This is a genomic window from Bradyrhizobium huanghuaihaiense, assembly GCF_025200885.1.
In the GTDB taxonomy this organism is placed as follows: Bacteria; Pseudomonadota; Alphaproteobacteria; order Rhizobiales; family Xanthobacteraceae; genus Bradyrhizobium; species Bradyrhizobium huanghuaihaiense.
In genome coordinates this window covers 4434002-4448843 of the sequence record NZ_CP104172.1, presented here as the reverse complement: position 1 = coordinate 4448843, position 14842 = coordinate 4434002, and the positions used below count along the sequence as shown (strand labels likewise).

Annotated in this window: 14 protein-coding genes; 8 read left to right on the top strand and 6 right to left on the bottom strand. The window is 65.0% G+C overall.

Annotation, left to right across the window (positions count from 1 at the left end):
* Nucleotides 1-39: 39 nt before the first annotated feature.
* From N2603_RS21240 to N2603_RS21210, 7 genes are all read left to right on the top strand, one after another.
* On the top strand, nt 40-744 hold the full coding sequence (locus N2603_RS21240; RefSeq protein ID WP_260423889.1) for a hypothetical protein: 705 nt from the start codon (nt 40-42) through the stop codon (nt 742-744).
* 123 nt (nt 745-867) lie between these two features.
* Nucleotides 868-2046, top strand: a complete 1179-nt coding sequence (locus N2603_RS21235; protein WP_260424226.1) for an ROK family transcriptional regulator — start codon at nt 868-870, stop codon at nt 2044-2046.
* A 61-nt stretch (nt 2047-2107) separates the two neighbouring features.
* Entirely contained in the window at nt 2108-3394 is a 1287-nt protein-coding gene (locus N2603_RS21230) for an ABC transporter substrate-binding protein (protein ID WP_260423888.1), read from the top strand.
* Nucleotides 3391-4314 (top strand): carbohydrate ABC transporter permease, encoded by a 924-nt coding sequence (locus N2603_RS21225; protein WP_018642298.1) that lies wholly within the window; start codon nt 3391-3393, stop codon nt 4312-4314. Before N2603_RS21230 ends, N2603_RS21225 begins: the two co-directional genes overlap by 4 nt.
* Complete coding sequence (locus N2603_RS21220; protein ID WP_260423887.1) at nt 4307-5164, top strand: carbohydrate ABC transporter permease; 858 nt, start codon at nt 4307-4309, stop codon at nt 5162-5164. The genes N2603_RS21225 and N2603_RS21220 overlap by 8 nt, the downstream gene beginning before the upstream one ends.
* Nucleotides 5165-5174: 10 nt before the next feature.
* Nucleotides 5175-6290, top strand: a complete 1116-nt coding sequence (locus N2603_RS21215) for an ABC transporter ATP-binding protein (RefSeq protein WP_260423886.1) — start codon at nt 5175-5177, stop codon at nt 6288-6290.
* Complete coding sequence (locus N2603_RS21210; RefSeq protein WP_260423885.1) at nt 6287-7054, top strand: SDR family NAD(P)-dependent oxidoreductase; 768 nt, start codon at nt 6287-6289, stop codon at nt 7052-7054. The genes N2603_RS21215 and N2603_RS21210 overlap by 4 nt, the downstream gene beginning before the upstream one ends.
* Before the next feature lie 99 nt (nt 7055-7153).
* Here the strand turns inward: N2603_RS21210 and lpxB are convergent, their stop codons facing one another.
* The 3 genes from lpxB to lpxA are packed head-to-tail and all read right to left on the bottom strand — an operon-like array spanning nt 7154 to nt 9997.
* Nucleotides 7154-8332 (bottom strand): lipid-A-disaccharide synthase, encoded by a 1179-nt coding sequence (lpxB, locus tag N2603_RS21205; protein WP_260423884.1) that lies wholly within the window; start codon nt 8330-8332, stop codon nt 7154-7156.
* Nucleotides 8329-9186 carry an LpxI family protein gene (locus N2603_RS21200; RefSeq protein WP_260424225.1) on the bottom strand — a complete coding sequence of 286 codons (858 nt, stop codon included), beginning with the start codon at nt 9184-9186 and terminating at the stop codon, nt 8329-8331. Before N2603_RS21200 ends, lpxB begins: the two co-directional genes overlap by 4 nt.
* Nucleotides 9187-9205: 19 nt before the next feature.
* A complete protein-coding gene (lpxA, locus tag N2603_RS21195; protein ID WP_260423883.1) occupies nt 9206-9997 on the bottom strand; it encodes an acyl-ACP--UDP-N-acetylglucosamine O-acyltransferase in 792 nt (263 codons plus the stop codon).
* Between the two features lie 176 nt (nt 9998-10173).
* Between lpxA and N2603_RS21190 the strand changes: the two genes are divergently transcribed.
* The gene (locus tag N2603_RS21190) at nt 10174-10497 is read left to right on the top strand and encodes a KTSC domain-containing protein (protein ID WP_260423882.1); all 324 of its coding nucleotides are present in this window, start codon (nt 10174-10176) and stop codon (nt 10495-10497) included.
* A 23-nt stretch (nt 10498-10520) separates the two neighbouring features.
* Here N2603_RS21190 and fabZ read toward each other — a convergent pair whose 3' ends face one another.
* From fabZ to bamA, 3 genes are all read right to left on the bottom strand, one after another.
* Complete coding sequence (fabZ, locus tag N2603_RS21185; protein ID WP_018642306.1) at nt 10521-10982, bottom strand: 3-hydroxyacyl-ACP dehydratase FabZ; 462 nt, start codon at nt 10980-10982, stop codon at nt 10521-10523.
* Nucleotides 10979-12046, bottom strand: a complete 1068-nt coding sequence (gene lpxD / locus N2603_RS21180) for a UDP-3-O-(3-hydroxymyristoyl)glucosamine N-acyltransferase (protein WP_260423881.1) — start codon at nt 12044-12046, stop codon at nt 10979-10981. The genes fabZ and lpxD overlap by 4 nt, the downstream gene beginning before the upstream one ends.
* 136 nt (nt 12047-12182) lie before the next feature.
* Nucleotides 12183-14723 (bottom strand): outer membrane protein assembly factor BamA, encoded by a 2541-nt coding sequence (gene bamA, locus N2603_RS21175; protein ID WP_260423880.1) that lies wholly within the window; start codon nt 14721-14723, stop codon nt 12183-12185.
* Between the last annotated feature and the right edge of the window lie 119 nt (nt 14724-14842).

Here is a 14842-nt window from a genome sequence, read left to right as displayed (position 1 = left end):
GCAGGGTCCGATGGAGCGAGCGAAGCGTGAGGCAAGCCGATGCGGATCACGAACCCGGTGGATGGATGGTTGCAGGTCGTGGCCTGCTCGCCCTTCCCGGATGCCGCCGCGGAGATGGTGCTTCATCCCCGATGTGACATTGACGGGGTGGTCACCGCGGAGCGCCTTGCGGCGACGGCCGTGCAGTACAGCGGCTATGACGTGCCCAAGGCGAAATGGCCGCAGCCCGGCGCGGTGCTTCCCGTCACAGTGGATTTGGCTGATCCGAAACGGTTCAGGATCGAATGGAATCGGGTGCCAACCGGGCGCGAAGCCGCCGAAACGCTGGCGGCAGATTTGCGTGGCGAGCAGCAGGCCGACACGCCCGGCCGCCACCCGTTTCCCCGCATCTGGCGCGAGGCGAAGCATGCCGCATCGTCGCCGGCGTTGATCAATGGGCTCACGCCGCAGCAGACGGAGATTGCGCTCGCTGGCGGCGGCGCCGCCCTCGGCCTGGTTCCGACGACGGCGAAAGTACTGAGCGCGCATGAGTTGCAACCAAGCAGCGCACCGGGCGGGACGTGGGATATCGCCGTCGCTGTGAACGACCCCACCGGCGGAGCCGCCTGGCAAGCGGTCACGCGCATGTCATTCAGCAGCTCGAGCCGCCGCGAGGGCCGCACCGCCGCTGGCGTCGAGTTGCCTGTCCTGGTCGACCCGGACAACCGCAAACGGATCATCGTCGACGTCGCGCGTCTCTCCTGACTGGCGTCACTCTTCCAACCTTGCTGCCGCGCACAACAACAAGTCGGCGCATCGCGCCGGCGATCGCTTGACAGCGGAAATGCTCCGCGCGCATTCTTACACTAAGTAAGAATGACGACAGGGATGGAAATGCCGGAGCAGCCGAGAAGTCGGCGGCAGACGCGCGCCGCCATTTTGACTCATCTGCTTCAGTCGGGCGGCTCGTTTCGCCCTCCGCTGGCCAAGGCCGTGCGGCTGTCGGAAGCAAGCCTGTCGCGCATCCTGTTTGACCTCAAGGCCGAAGGCCTGATCGAGGAGGTGCGGCGCCCGGCCCCTTACGTCGGCGGCCCAACGGCGCTCGTCGCACTCGATGGCTCGGTGGCCCTGGCCGCCTTCGAGTTGAGCACGCAGCGGCTCAGTGTCGGCGTTGGCAGCCTGTCGGGCGAGCTGCACTACACAGAGCGCGTGCCGCTGCCGAAAACGCCGACCGCCGAATCCGTCGGCCGTGTGTTCCGCGAGGCCATGACGTCGCTGCGCGACTGGACGCGCCGCCGCCGCATCACCCTCGCGCAGATCGGCGTCTCCATTCCCGGCCTCGGCCGGCTCAGCGTGTCGGGCAATCCGATCATTCCCTGCGACGTCGGACGCATCCGCGACATGCTCGACGGCATGTTTGCCGGCGTGCCCGCCGAGTTCACCAATTCGGTCGTCGCCCATGCCACCTTTCACCGCTGCCGCACCGAAAACTATCCCTTCAGCACTACGCATCTGTTCGTCCTCGTCAGCCACGGCGTGGCCGGCGCCTGGATGGATGATCCGGGCGAGGCCGACGCCCTGCAACCGATCGAGCTCGGCCATATGGTGTTCGGCCCGGAAGGACCGCGCTGCCGCTGCGGCCATCATGGCTGCGTCGAGGCCTATACGTCGCTTACGGCTTTGGCCGAGCTCCTCGGCGTCGCCGAAGCCGAGCTGCTCCAGCCCGGCAGCGAATGGGTGAACGCGCTCCCGCTCCCATCGCGCGTTCGTCAGGAACTGCGCCGACGGCTGTTCAGGCTCGGCCTCGCGATCGGCAACACGCTGAACGTGAAGCCATGCGGCGGGGTCGCGATCAGTGGCTGGCCATCGCTTCTCGGCGATGACGACCGCCAGGCGGTGATCGACGGGATCGACGCCTGCCTGCTCGGCGGCCGGACCCTGGCGCAAACGTCCCTCGCCTTCGTGCCGCCCTCGACCGGCAACGATCCGCAGGCTGCGCTCGCCTTCGCCTGTTTTTGCCTTGCCAGAAGCGGCGGCATGCCCGCCGCATCGACGGAGGCTGCCTGACATGCTCTGAGCCGCGCAGTCTGCACGCACCACGAAAGTTCACACCCGGGAGGAACTTGCCATGCCGATCACAACAACAAGGCGCCGTCTGCTCGCTGGATCCGTTGCCACACTCGCGCTGCCGGCATTTGCCCGCGCGCAAGGCGCGGTCAAGCCGCGCCTGACCGCGATCTCGCAATGGTCCGCGGGCAGCGACGGAGCTGCGATCACGGCGCTCGGCAAGAAATTCGAGGAGAAAGGCGGTGTCTGGCAGCACTCGCCCGTCCCCGGCTTCACCACCGAGATGATGAACAAGCTGCGTGCCCAGATCATCGCCGGCGATCCGCCGGCCTGTTCGCAGCTCAAGGGCCCGGAGATCGCGGCCTGGTCGAAGATCGCCCCGACCGTCGATCTCGACGCCCTCGTCGCGGCCGCCGGTTACGAAAAGGTCGTCGCACCAGATCTAGCCAGATTGCACAGGCCGGCGGGCAAATGGATCGCGCTGCCGCTGCAGATCTACAGCACCAACATGCTGTTCCTGTCCAAGCGCGCGATGGACAAGGCCAAGGCCGACAAGATCCCCGTCACCTGGGCCGAGTTCAACGATCTCGCCGAGAAGATGAAATCGGGCGGCGTCGCATTTCCCGTCGCCAACGGCGGCACCCGTCCCGATGATGGGCAAAAGTTCGAGGCCGCGTTGGCCGGGATCAGTCCGGCCGTATATCGCACGGCCATCATGAATCTCGACGAGAAGGCGCTGAAGGCCCCTGAGATCAAGGCTGCCTTCGCGCAGGTCCGCAAGATCGCCGACTGGATGGACCCCAATGTCGGCGCCCAGCATTTCTCGACCAACTTGAAGCGCTTCGTCGACGGCGACATGGGCATGATGATCATGGGCGGTTGGGCGCAGGGCGTGCTCCGCAACGCCGGTTTCAAGTTCGAAGACTTCGTGATCGCCCCGGGCCCGAGCGACAATGGCAAGCCGGTCTTCCTGCTGAATGCCGATGCCTTCATCTTCTGGCAGCGCAAGGAGCCCGATCTGCAGGCGGGTCAGACATTGATGGCCCAGCTCGTCATGGATCCGGCGATCCAGACGATGTACTCGCAGATCACGGGATCGATCCCCGTGCGCACCGATGTCGATCTGTCCGGTGAAGGCTGGTCGGACGGTCAACGGCGGACCGCAGCCGCTCTGAAAGAGGCGATCGCCAGCAATCAGGCCGTCCTCAGTCTTGCGCACAACATGGCGCAGGAAAACGGCATGACCGCCGCGATGATCGACGTGATCACGGAGTACGTGAAGAACAAGACGATCAAGCCGGAGCAAGCGGCCACACGCCTCGCCGACGCCGTCGAGGGCGCACGTTGACCATCGCCGTCTCGACAGGACCGGGCCGGCCGGCGGCATCTGAAATCGTCCGCCGGCTGCCCGAATATCTGACCATCTGGGTGCCGCTGCTGTTGTCCGCCGCGCATCTCATTGCGTTCTCGCTGTGGACGATCTGGATATCGTTCACACCATCCACGCTGGTCCCTGTTACGGGCTGGGTGGGTTTGCGCAACTATTCCGCGGTCGCGGCCTCGCGGAACTGGCAGATCGCCCTCGACAATCTGCTGCTGTTTGGCAGCGCCTTCGTGTTGCTGAGCCTTGCGACCGGCCTCATCCTTGCAATCCTGCTCGATCAGCGCATTCGCGGCGAGAATTTGCTGCGCTCCATCTTCCTCTATCCCCTCGCGGTGTCGTTCGTGGTCACCGGCACGGTCTGGAGCTGGCTGCTCAATCCCGGCCTTGGGATCCAGAAGCTGGTCCACGACCTCGGCTGGACCTCCTTCCGGTTCGACTGGCTGATCGACCGCGACATGGCGATCTGGACCATTGTCATCGCTGCGATCTGGCAATCCTCCGGCTTTGCCATGGCGCTGTTCCTCGCCGGCCTGCGCTCCGTCGATGCCGACCTGATCAAGGCCGCGCAAATCGACGGCGCCGGAGCTATCAGGATGTACCGGCGCGTCATCCTGCCGACGCTTTGGCCGATCACCATCACCGTCATCGTCATCCAGCTGCAGTTCGCGATTTCGACCTTCGACCTCGTCCGTGCGCTCACCAATGGCGGGCCCGGCATAGCGACGCAGCTGCCGGCACTCGTCGTCTATGACCTGATGTTCCAGCGCAGCCTGCTCGGACGGGGAGCGGCAGCGGCGGTCCTCATGCTGCTCATTCTTCTCGCGGTCTTGCTGCCCTATGCAGCGTGGCGTTACATCCAGCGGCGGCGGGCGAAGCATGCGTGACCGCACCTTCGCGCCAAGCCGGATCCTGATCTATCTCATCGTTTTGCTGATCGCCACGGCATGGCTCGCGCCATTGGCTGTTGTCGTGCTGAATTCGCTCCGGACCAACGAGGAGATCGCGCAGGGTTCGATGATCGGCTGGCCGCAACATTTGGCCTGGAGCAATTATGCCGCCGCCTGGAGCGGCTTCTGCGTCGCCGAGACCTGCGCCGGCATCCGGCCGTACATGCTGAACTCCGCGCTTGTGACCATCCCCGCGACGGTCTTCTCCACCCTGCTTGGCGCGGTCGCCGGTTACGCGGTGTCGCTCTGGCGCTTTCGCGGCGACAGCTGGATCTACGGCATCGTCACGCTCGGCATCTTCCTGCCGCAGCAGATGCGCCTGCTGCCCTGGACCATCGTGCTGCGCGATACCGGCCTGATGAACACGCTGACCGGCTTGGTCGTGATCCACACGATCCAGGGCCTCTCCTTCACCACCCTGTTCTGCCGAAACTATTACGTTGCCATCCCGCAGGAGTTGATCAGAGCCGCGCGGATCGATGGCGCAGGGTTCTTCCGCATTTTCTGGCGCATCATCCTGCCGCTCTCGCCGCCGATCCTGGTCGTCACCGTGATCTGGCAGTTCACGCATATCTGGAACGAGTTCCTCTATGGCGTGACGTTCACGACCGGCCAGCAGCAGCCGGTCACCGCCGCGCTGATCGCGCTCTCCGCCGCCGTCGCCGATATCCCGCAGCATGGCGTGCAGAGCGCCGCGGTGATGATCGCCGCCCTGCCGACGCTGCTGATCTACCTGATCGGCGGAAAGTACTTCGTACGCGGCCTGACCGCGGGGGCCGTGAAATGATGGATTTGCCATGACAGCACTGAGCATTCGCGCCCTGTCGAAGCGCTACGCCAATCTGGAGGTGTTGAAGGGGATCGATCTCGACATCGAGAGCGGCGAGTTCACCGTGCTGGTCGGGCCGTCCGGCTGCGGCAAGTCTACGCTGCTCAACATCGTCGCCGGGCTGGACCGCGCCAGCGCAGGCACCGTGGAAATCGGCGGGCGCGTCGTCAACGATGTCCCGCCGAAAGACCGCGACATCGCCATGGTGTTCCAGTCCTACGCGCTCTACCCATCGATGACGGTGCGCCAGAACATCACCTTCGGCATGGAATGCCGTCATGTGCCGAAGGCCGAGCAGGAGAAGGCGGTCGCGAACGTCGCCAAGCTGCTCCAGATCGAGCCGCTGCTCGGCCGCAAGCCGTCGCAGCTCTCCGGCGGCCAGCGCCAGCGCGTGGCGATGGGCCGGGCGCTGGTGCGCGATCCCCTGCTCTTCCTGTTCGACGAGCCGCTCTCCAATCTCGACGCCAAGCTGCGGGTCGAGATGCGGATGGAGATCAAGCGCCTGCATCAGCGCATCGGCGCCACCATCATCTACGTCACCCACGACCAGATCGAGGCCATGACCATGGCGACCCGCATCGCCGTGATGCACCGCGGCGTGGTGCAGCAATTCGCCGACCCCGATACGGTGTACCGCTATCCCGCCAATCTGTTCGTCGCCCGCTTCATGGGCTCGCCGCCCATGAACACGATGCCGGCACGGCTCGAGGCAGATAGCAGCGGACTGGTGGCCGTGATCGGCGCCGGTCGACCGGACGAGGTGCGTCTGCATCTGCAGGGCTACGATGCCGCCGCATCCTATGTCGGGCGCGAGGTGGTGCTTGGAATCAGGCCGGAATGCATCGCCGAAGGCGACCGCGCGTTCTCAGGCGCAACCGGCGCGCCGGTTGTCGTCACCGCGCCGGTCGAGATGGTCGAACCTACCGGGGCCGAGACCATCGTCCTGCTGCGCCTTGGCGGCGAGCCCGCGCAGGCGCGCATCTCGCCGGACGTCCGCCCCGCGCTGGGCGAATTGGCGCCCTTCGCGCTCGACACCCGCCGCATCTGCCTGTTCGACCCCGAGACGGAGCGACTGATTGCATGACAAAGACGAGCTATCCTGGCCTCGCCGACCGCGTGGTGCTGATCACCGGTGGCGCCAGCGGCATCGGTGCCGCCTTCGTGCGCGCCTTTGCCGGTCAAGGCGCCCGCGTCGCCTTCCTCGATTTCGACGAAGCGGCCGGCGCGGCGCTGGTGGCGGAGGTGGCGGCCGCGTCCGGCACGGCGCCGCTGTTCGTACCTTGCGACCTCCTCGACATCGATGCCTTGCGCGTCGCCATGGCCGAGGTCCGCCGAAAGCTCGGGGACGCCGCGGTGCTCGTCAACAATGCCGCCAACGACCAGCGCCAGGTGCTCGCGGAGGTGACACCTGCCGAATTCGACTGGACGATCGGCGTCAACCTCAAGCACGTCTTCTTTGCCGCGCAAGCCGTGGTGCCGCAGATGCAGGCGCGCGGCGGCGGCTCGATCATCAACATGTCGTCGATCGCCTGGATGCGTGGGGCGCCGGCGCTGCCGGTCTATGCCGCCGCGAAGGCAGCCATCGTCGGCTTCACCAACTCGCTGGCGCGGTCGGTCGGCCCCGACCGCATCCGCGTCAACGCGATCGCGCCGGGCATGGTGATCACCGAACGCCAGCGCCGGCTGTGGTATCCGGACGAGCGGGTCATCGCAGAGTTTCGCACCCGCCAGGCCATTCCCGATCCGGTGACGCCTGAGGACATCGCGCGGATGGCGCTGTTTCTCGCATCCGACGAGAGCCAACGTATCACCAGCCAGTGTTTTCGGGTCGATGGCGGCTTGGCCTAATCTTGTAGGGTGGGCAAAGCGCAGCGTGCCCACCACCTTTCGCCGGTCGATAGAAGTGGTGGGCACGCTATCGCTTTGCCCACCCTACGAGACCGTCGCCTACCGCCGCCCCTTCCGCATCGTCGCGAGGACCACATCGGCGGCGAGCACGCTCGGCGATTTGTTGCCGGTCGACATGATCCGATCGAGCCGTGCGAAGGCGTCGACCTGCCGCTGGCGCAGCGGTGTGTCGGTCAGCACCTCGGACAGCGCCAGCGCGAGCTTCTCCGGCGTGCAGTCCTCCTGCAAATACTCCGGAATGACATCCTCGCCGATCACGAGATTGGCGAGGATCACTGAGGAGACGCGGATCGCGCGGCGCAGGATGAAGGCCTCGATCGCACCGACGCGATAGGCCGTCACCATCGGAATGCCCGATAGCGCGAGCTCGAGCGTTACCGTGCCTGATTTCGCCAGCGCGGCATGCGCGATCCGGAAGGCGGCGCGCCTCTCGGCCTCGCCGATCACGATTTGCGGCTCGACCGACCAGCTCGCAATGCCCTCGCGCACGGTGGCTTCGAGATGCGGCATGGTCGGCAGCATCAATTCGAACGCGCGCCCTTGCCCCTGCAACCGGCCGAGCGCCGCGCCGAACACCTCGAGATGATGCCGGATCTCGCTGCGGCGGCTGCCGGGCAACACCAGCAGCACCGGCGGCTCGGTGTTGCGGCGCGTCTGCTCCTCCACATTCGGCCGCAGCGAGGACAATTGCTCGATCAGGGGATGGCCGACATAGCTGCAGGGCGGCCCGCCGAGCTTGCGGTATTCCTCCGGCTCGAACGGCAGCAGGCCGAGCACATGATCGACGTAGCCGAGCATGGTCCGCGCCCGCCCCGGCCGCCAGGCCCAGAGCTGCGGCGAGACGTAGTCGACGACCGGGATCGCGGGATTCTTTGCCCGCACGCGGCGGGCGACGCGATGGGTAAAGTCGGGACTGTCGATGATGACGAGCGCGTCCGGCGCGGCCTCGGTCACGGCATCGACGGTCTGGCGGATCAGCCGCAGGATTTTTGGCAATTGCTGCACCACTGCTGCAAAGCCGACGATCGACAGCTCCTCGATCGGAAACAGCGTCTCCAGCCCCTCGCGCGCCATGGTGCGGCCGCCGACGCCGACGAACTGCACGCCGTCGCCGAGGCGCTGGCGCAATACCTTCATCAACGCGCTGCCGAGCCGATCGCCGGATTCCTCCGTCGCGATCAGAAAAATCTTTCGCTTGGGATCGCGGGACTGCATCATTTGGGCAGGCCGATGACGAAGAGATATTTGGCATCGGCAAGCGCGATCATCGCCTGCGGCTCGGCAGCAATCGTGTTGCCGGCGATGACGGCGATGCCGGCAAGGCCGGCCTTGGCGACACCCTCGATGGTACGCGGGCCGATCGTCGGCAGGTCGAAGCGCAGATCCTGACCGCTCTTCGGTGCCTTCACCAGCACGCCGCGGCCGGTGGCGGCGCGGATGCGGCCCTCTTCGCGCAGCCGCGCGACGCGCGCGAGCAGCGCGTCGGTGCCTTCGATGTCCTCGACCGCCACCACATGACCGTCGATCACGACGGCAGCCTGACCGATGTCGAACGGGCCGAGCGCCGTCAGCACCGCGCGCCCGCGCTCGATGTCGGACTTGGCATTGTCATTCGGCCAGGCACGACTGATGCAGCCCTCGGGCATCAAGAGGTCGGGCGCCACATCCTTGATGCCGACCATGCGAAAGCCGTCCTGCTCGAGGAGACGGCCGACACCCGAGAGAAGATGATCGTCGCCGCCGCGAAAGGCACGGATGACGTTGCCGAGCAGGCGCAGCGTCTTGATGTCGAACCGGATCTCGGACAGCGAAGGTCGCACCAGGGTGCCGATGAAGATCAGGTCGCGGCAGCCCTCCTCGCGGAACAGCCGCATCGCGCGGCCGAGCTGACCGACCGAGATCCAGCGGTGGCGGAATTTCTCCACCCGTGCTGGATCGCAGGCACCGCGCAACGGAAACAGCACCGGCGTGATGCCGCGCGCAGCGAGCGACTCGGCCACAGCGAACGGCATCGCGCCGCCGCCGGCGACCACGCCGACCGGCGATGAAATCTCTGGAGCCGCCGATGTCATGTCCGCGGCCATCCCGGTTTCACTTCGCGATGGCAGGAAGACAGAGCGGGCGCTTGCCCTTGCCGATGAAGTCGAGGATTTCGGCGATGGCCGGATCTTCTCCCGCGAGCGGCCGCACCGCCTCGAGCCGCTCGGCGAACGTGCCCGGGCCGTGGAAGAGCTTCTGGTAGAAGCCGCGCACCGTCGCAAGCCGCTGCTTGGTGAACTTGCGGCGCTTCATGCCGATGATGTTGAGGCCCTCGAGTGCCGCATACTGGCCGTTGACCAGCCCGAACGGAATGATGTCGTCGCGCACGCCGCACACGCCGCCCACCATGACCTGCGGCCCGATGCGGGTAAACTGGTGCACTGCGGACAAGCCGCCGATGAAGACGAAGTCGCCGATCTCGCAGTGACCGCCGAGCGTTGCCGACGTCGCGAAGATCACGTCGTTGCCGACATGGCAATCATGGCCAACGTGGCTGCAGTTCATGAAGTAGCCGCGGTCACCGACCGTGGTGATGCCGCCGCCGGCGACCGTGCCGGCGTTCATGGTTACGGATTCGCGGATGGTACAGCCTGAGCCGATCTTGAGCTTGGTCAGCTCACCCCGATAGCTGAGCGACTGCGGCGGCGTGCCCAGCGAGGCAAAGGGATAGATGGTGCAATCATCGCCAATGGTGGTCTGCGCCGTGATGTGCACATGCCCGATCAGCTTGCAGTTTTTGCCGATAACGACATTCGGGCCGATGATGCAGAAGGGTCCGATCTCGGTGCCCTCGCCGATCACGGCGCCGTCCGCGATCCGTGCGGTGGGATCAATCTTGCTCATCAAGCAATCTAACTCGTCAAGAAGGTCTGATTATGTGTTGAAGTCGCTGGGTTTTCCGGTGGTTAGCGCGACTATGCCCGATCTGTCCAGTGACGTATCATCTCGGCGTGTTTCAAGTGCCGGATGAAGCGGCCCTTCCCGGCTTTCAACGTGCTCATGTGGAGCTTGAACTTATCATGGTCAGGGCCCTGGCACTTCTGCTCGCGCAGCTCACGGCTGCGGCTGTTGTCTCCGAAACGGTCGAGATCGGCGAGGGCGACCGCGTCGATCTCGGGACATTCGAGTGCCGCGACATCACCCGGAGCACGGTGCTCCAGCGGGTCTGCTACGATCGCACGCGTCAGGACCTCGTCGTCGCAACAAACGGTGCCTACGACCGCTATTGCGGTGTCACGGCCGAGACGGTCGACCGCCTCCTGGGCGCACCCTCCATGGGCCAGTTCTTCAACCAAAATATCAGGCGCGAGACTGCGGGCAGCCGCTACGACTGCCACGCGTGAATCCATTCGCGCTAGCTGCTCCCTCAATCCGTCAGCATGGCGCCGACGTCGGCCTCCGCAACCACCTGGCCGTTGACCTTGGCGTCGCCGTGAAACCACCACATGGCCTTGCGGCGGCCGAGAGAGCGCATGTGATACTCGATGGTATCGCCGGGCAGCACGGGCTTGCGGAACTTGCACTTGTCGATGGTAAGGAAATACACCGCGCGCGGCTTCTCGGTGCCCTCGACCGATTTGATGCCGATCACGCCCGCCGTCTGCGCCATCGCCTCGATCATCATGACGCCGGGATAGACCGGACGCTCGGGGAAATGCCCCTGGAAGGCCGGCTCGTTGAAGGTGACGTTCTTGATGCCGATGCCGCTGTAATCGGCGCGGATGTTGATCACGCGATCGATCAGCAGCATCGGAAAGCGGTGCGGCAGCGTCTGGAGGATCGCGTTGATATCCACCAGCTCGAACTTGATAGGCGATTCCTCCGTCATTCCCGTCCCTCGTCCTTCGGATCGGCCTTGCTGTCGCGTACCAGACGCTCCACCGCGATGATCTCCTTGAACCATTGTTTGGTCGGCTTGGCGAAATGCCCGCCCCAGCGGCCGCCCGGCGGGATGTCGTCCTTGACCGCGCTCATCGCGGTCACCTGGGCTCCATCGCCGATCTTGAGGTGATTGTTGATGCCCACCTTCGCTCCGAGCGCCACGTTGTCGCCGATGGTCAGGCTGCCGGCGAGGCCGATCTGGGCCGCCAGCAGGCAGTGCCGGCCGATCGTGACATTGTGGCCGATCTGGACCTGATTGTCGATTTTGGTCCCTTCGCCGATGATCGTATCCCGCAACGACCCGCGGTCGATCGTGGTGTTGGCGCCGACCTCGACGTCGTTCTGGATCAGCACGCGCCCGGTCTGGGGCACCTTCAAATGGCCCTCGGGACCGAAGAAGATGAAGCCGTAGCCATCCTGGCCGATCGAGCAGCCCGGATGGATCAAGACGTTGTTGCCGATCAGGGCGCACTGGATCGCGGTGCGGGCGCCGACATTGCAGTCCCGGCCGATCTTGACGCCAGGGCCGATCACGGCACCAACACCGACCACCGTGCCGCTGCCGATCTCGACATCCGCACCGATCACCGCCAGCGGCTCGACGATCACGCCGTCCTCGAGCCGGGCCGTGGGATCGATGATGGCCGACGGGGCGATGCCGTCATTGCCGGTCCAGGATTGCGGCCTCAGCGCGTCGCCGTGCCATTCCCGGGCAATGCCGACGAAGGCGCGGAACGGCTGCTTCGCCCGCAGCACGGCCACATGCGCGGGCACCTCGCCCTCGAAGCGCGGACTGACCAGGCATGCACCTGCCTTGGTTGCCTTGAGCTGATCGACATATTTGAGGTTGTCAAAGAATGCCAGATGCATCGGCCCGGCTTCGTCCAGCGAAGCCAGGCCGGTGATGACGAGGCCGCCCCTCGTGGGGTCAACCAATTGCGCCTTGGTCAGCGTGGCAATGTCGGCCAGCGCTGTGGCAGGCGGCTTTGTGAAGAAGGTCGGCTGCGCCATTCCACCCCGTCGCGGTCCGGCTTCGGCATGAAGCGGTCAGGCCGCATCATGCCTTATCTCATGGATTGAGCACGATCTTTTTGGAGATCGGCCCCCCAGGAAAACTGAGGGGCCGGATCATGCCGTGCTGTTCGAATTAGAAGGTGGTGCCGCCGCCGAACCGGAACTCCTGGGTACGGTCGTACTTGCCCTTGCTGAGCGGCACGGCGTAGTCGAAGCGCAGCGGACCGAACGGCGACTGCCAGATCAGGCCGACGCCGACCGACGACCGGATCACCTTGCTGTCGTCGTAGATCAGGCCGGTACAGGTTCCCGCGGACACCGGATTGGTGGTCGAGGGGATGCAGCCCGCCACATTGACCTCGTTGGTCGCGGTCCAGCTCGTCGGTCCCTTATAATCATAGAGACCGCCAGCGTCGGCATAGACTGCACCCTTCAGACCCACTTCCTTCGGCAGGAACCAGAACGGCATCTGCAATTCGAACGAAGCGCCCCAGTACTTGGTGCCGCCGAGTGCGTCCTGCGTGCCAAAGGGATTCAAATCGCGAGGACCGATGCCGTTCGGAGCAAAGCCGCGGACGAGGTTCGGGCCCATCTGGAAATGATCGAGCATACGCAGATCGCTGCCCATCTTGGTCAGGATACCGCCCTGGAGGTGGACAAGGCCCACAATGTCCGAGACCAACGGGGTGTAATACTTACCGTCCGCCGCGGACTTGAGGTAGGAGACGTCGCCACCGACGCCGGCGAAGTCCTGGCGGAAGTCGATGAGCAGACCGTCGGTGGGGTTCTTGTTGTTGTCCAGCGTGTTGTAGGTCAGCGTGTAGCCGAGCGCCGAGGTCAGGGTCTTGCCATTGGCAAGCTCCTTGCGCACTGGCAGCGAGGCTTCGCCGTCGCTGTAGCAGCCGAGGCCATTGGTCGAGGCCAGGCTGATACCGTTAGCATTGGCAAAGGCTGGGCTCGGATTGAACAATGGATTCACGCTGCCATCGGGCAGAAACTGCACGTTGTTACAGTTCGCCAGGTAGCTCGGCAGCGTGATTTCCTGCCGGTAGATCGAGTAGCGCAGCTGGAGCGCCAGATCTTCACGCAAGGAGAAGCCGAGACGGGGCGAGAAGCCGAGCGTCTTGGTGCCGTAGGAGATGTAGCTGTTGGACTTCTGCTCACGCTGATAGAGGTCGAGGCCGAGCGCGACGCGATAGTCGAGCAGATACGGCTCGACGAACGACAGCGAGTAGCCGCGCGCGTACTGGCCGTAGGTCACCGACGCCTTGGCGAACAGGCCGCGGCCGAGCAGGTTGCGCTCGGAGACCGAAACTTCGGCCAGCGCACCGTCGGTCGTGGAGTAGCCGCCCGAGATCGAGAAGTCGCCGGTCGATTTCTCTTCCATGTCGACGATCAGGATAACGCGGTCGCTCGACGAGCCGGGCTCGGTCGTGATCTTGACGCTCTTGAAGTAGTCGAGGTTCTTCAGGCGCCGCTCGGCGCGATCGACCAGCGCGCGGTTGTAGGCATCGCCTTCCGAGATGTCGAACTCGCGGCGGATGACGTAGTCACGCGTGCGGGTGTTGCCGCGCAGGTTGATGCGCTCGATATAGGTACGCGGACCCTCGTCGATGTTGAACACGACGGACACCGTGTGCGCCTCGAAATTGCGGTCGCCGCCGGGACGGACCACGGCAAAGGCATAGCCGCGGCGCGAGGCTTCGATCTGCATCTCCTCGACCGACTTCTCGACCGATTCGACGTTGTAGAGCGAGCCGACCCCGACGCGCGAATAGCCCCGCATCGAAGACGGATCGAAGTTCGGAATGCTGGAGCGGAAATCGACCGCGCCGACGCGATACTGCGCGCCTTCCTCGATCTTGAAGGTGACGTTGAAGCCCTTCTTCTCCGGATCGTATTCGGTGAGCGCGGCCACGACCTGGACGTCGGCGAAACCGTTCTTGAGATAGAAGCGGCGAATCAGGTCGCGGTCAGCCTCGACACGATCCGGATCGTAGATGTCGCCGCTGGCGAGGAAGCTGAGGAGGTTCGATTCGCGCGTCTTGATGACGTCCCGCAGGCGGTACGACGAGAACGCGACGTTGCCGACGAACTCGATCGACTTCACGCCGGTCTTGGAGCCTTCCACGATCGTGAAGATGAGATCGACGCGATTGTTCGGCTGCTCGATCACTTCGGGCGTGACGCGCACGTCGTAGCGGCCGGAACGGCGGTAGATTTCAGCGATTCGCAGCGTGTCGGACTGCACCATGGCGCGGGAGAAGGTTCCGCGCGCCTTGGACTGGACCTCGGCAGTGAGCTGCTCGTCCTTGATCTTCTTGTTGCCCTCGAAGGCGATGCGCCCGATCACCGGGTTTTCCACCACGGAGACGACGATCTGGCCGCCGGGGCCGCGGTTGATCCTGACGTCCTGGAACAGGCCGGTCTCGATCAGCGCCTTGAGGCCGTCATCGATGGCGCCTTGATCCAGGCGGCCGCCCGGACCCGGCTTGAAATAGGAGCGGATCGTCTCCACCTCGACGCGGCGATTTCCTTCGACGGAAATCGACTGGACGGTCTGAGCAAGCGCAGACGAAGACACAAGAGCAGCCCCGACCGGGGCAACCACCGGCGCGCCGAACATGATCAGGGTTGCGAGCAAGCCCCCCCGGAGTCGCAGTCCAAACTTCATGCGCAACGCGCCCTTATCATTCCGTGCCAGACCCACCCCAACGCCGGTCTGGAGATTCCCCAAGTTCAGGCCGCTTGTAGCCAATTTCGCCGACGCCGCAAACGGCCGAAAGCGCCGTA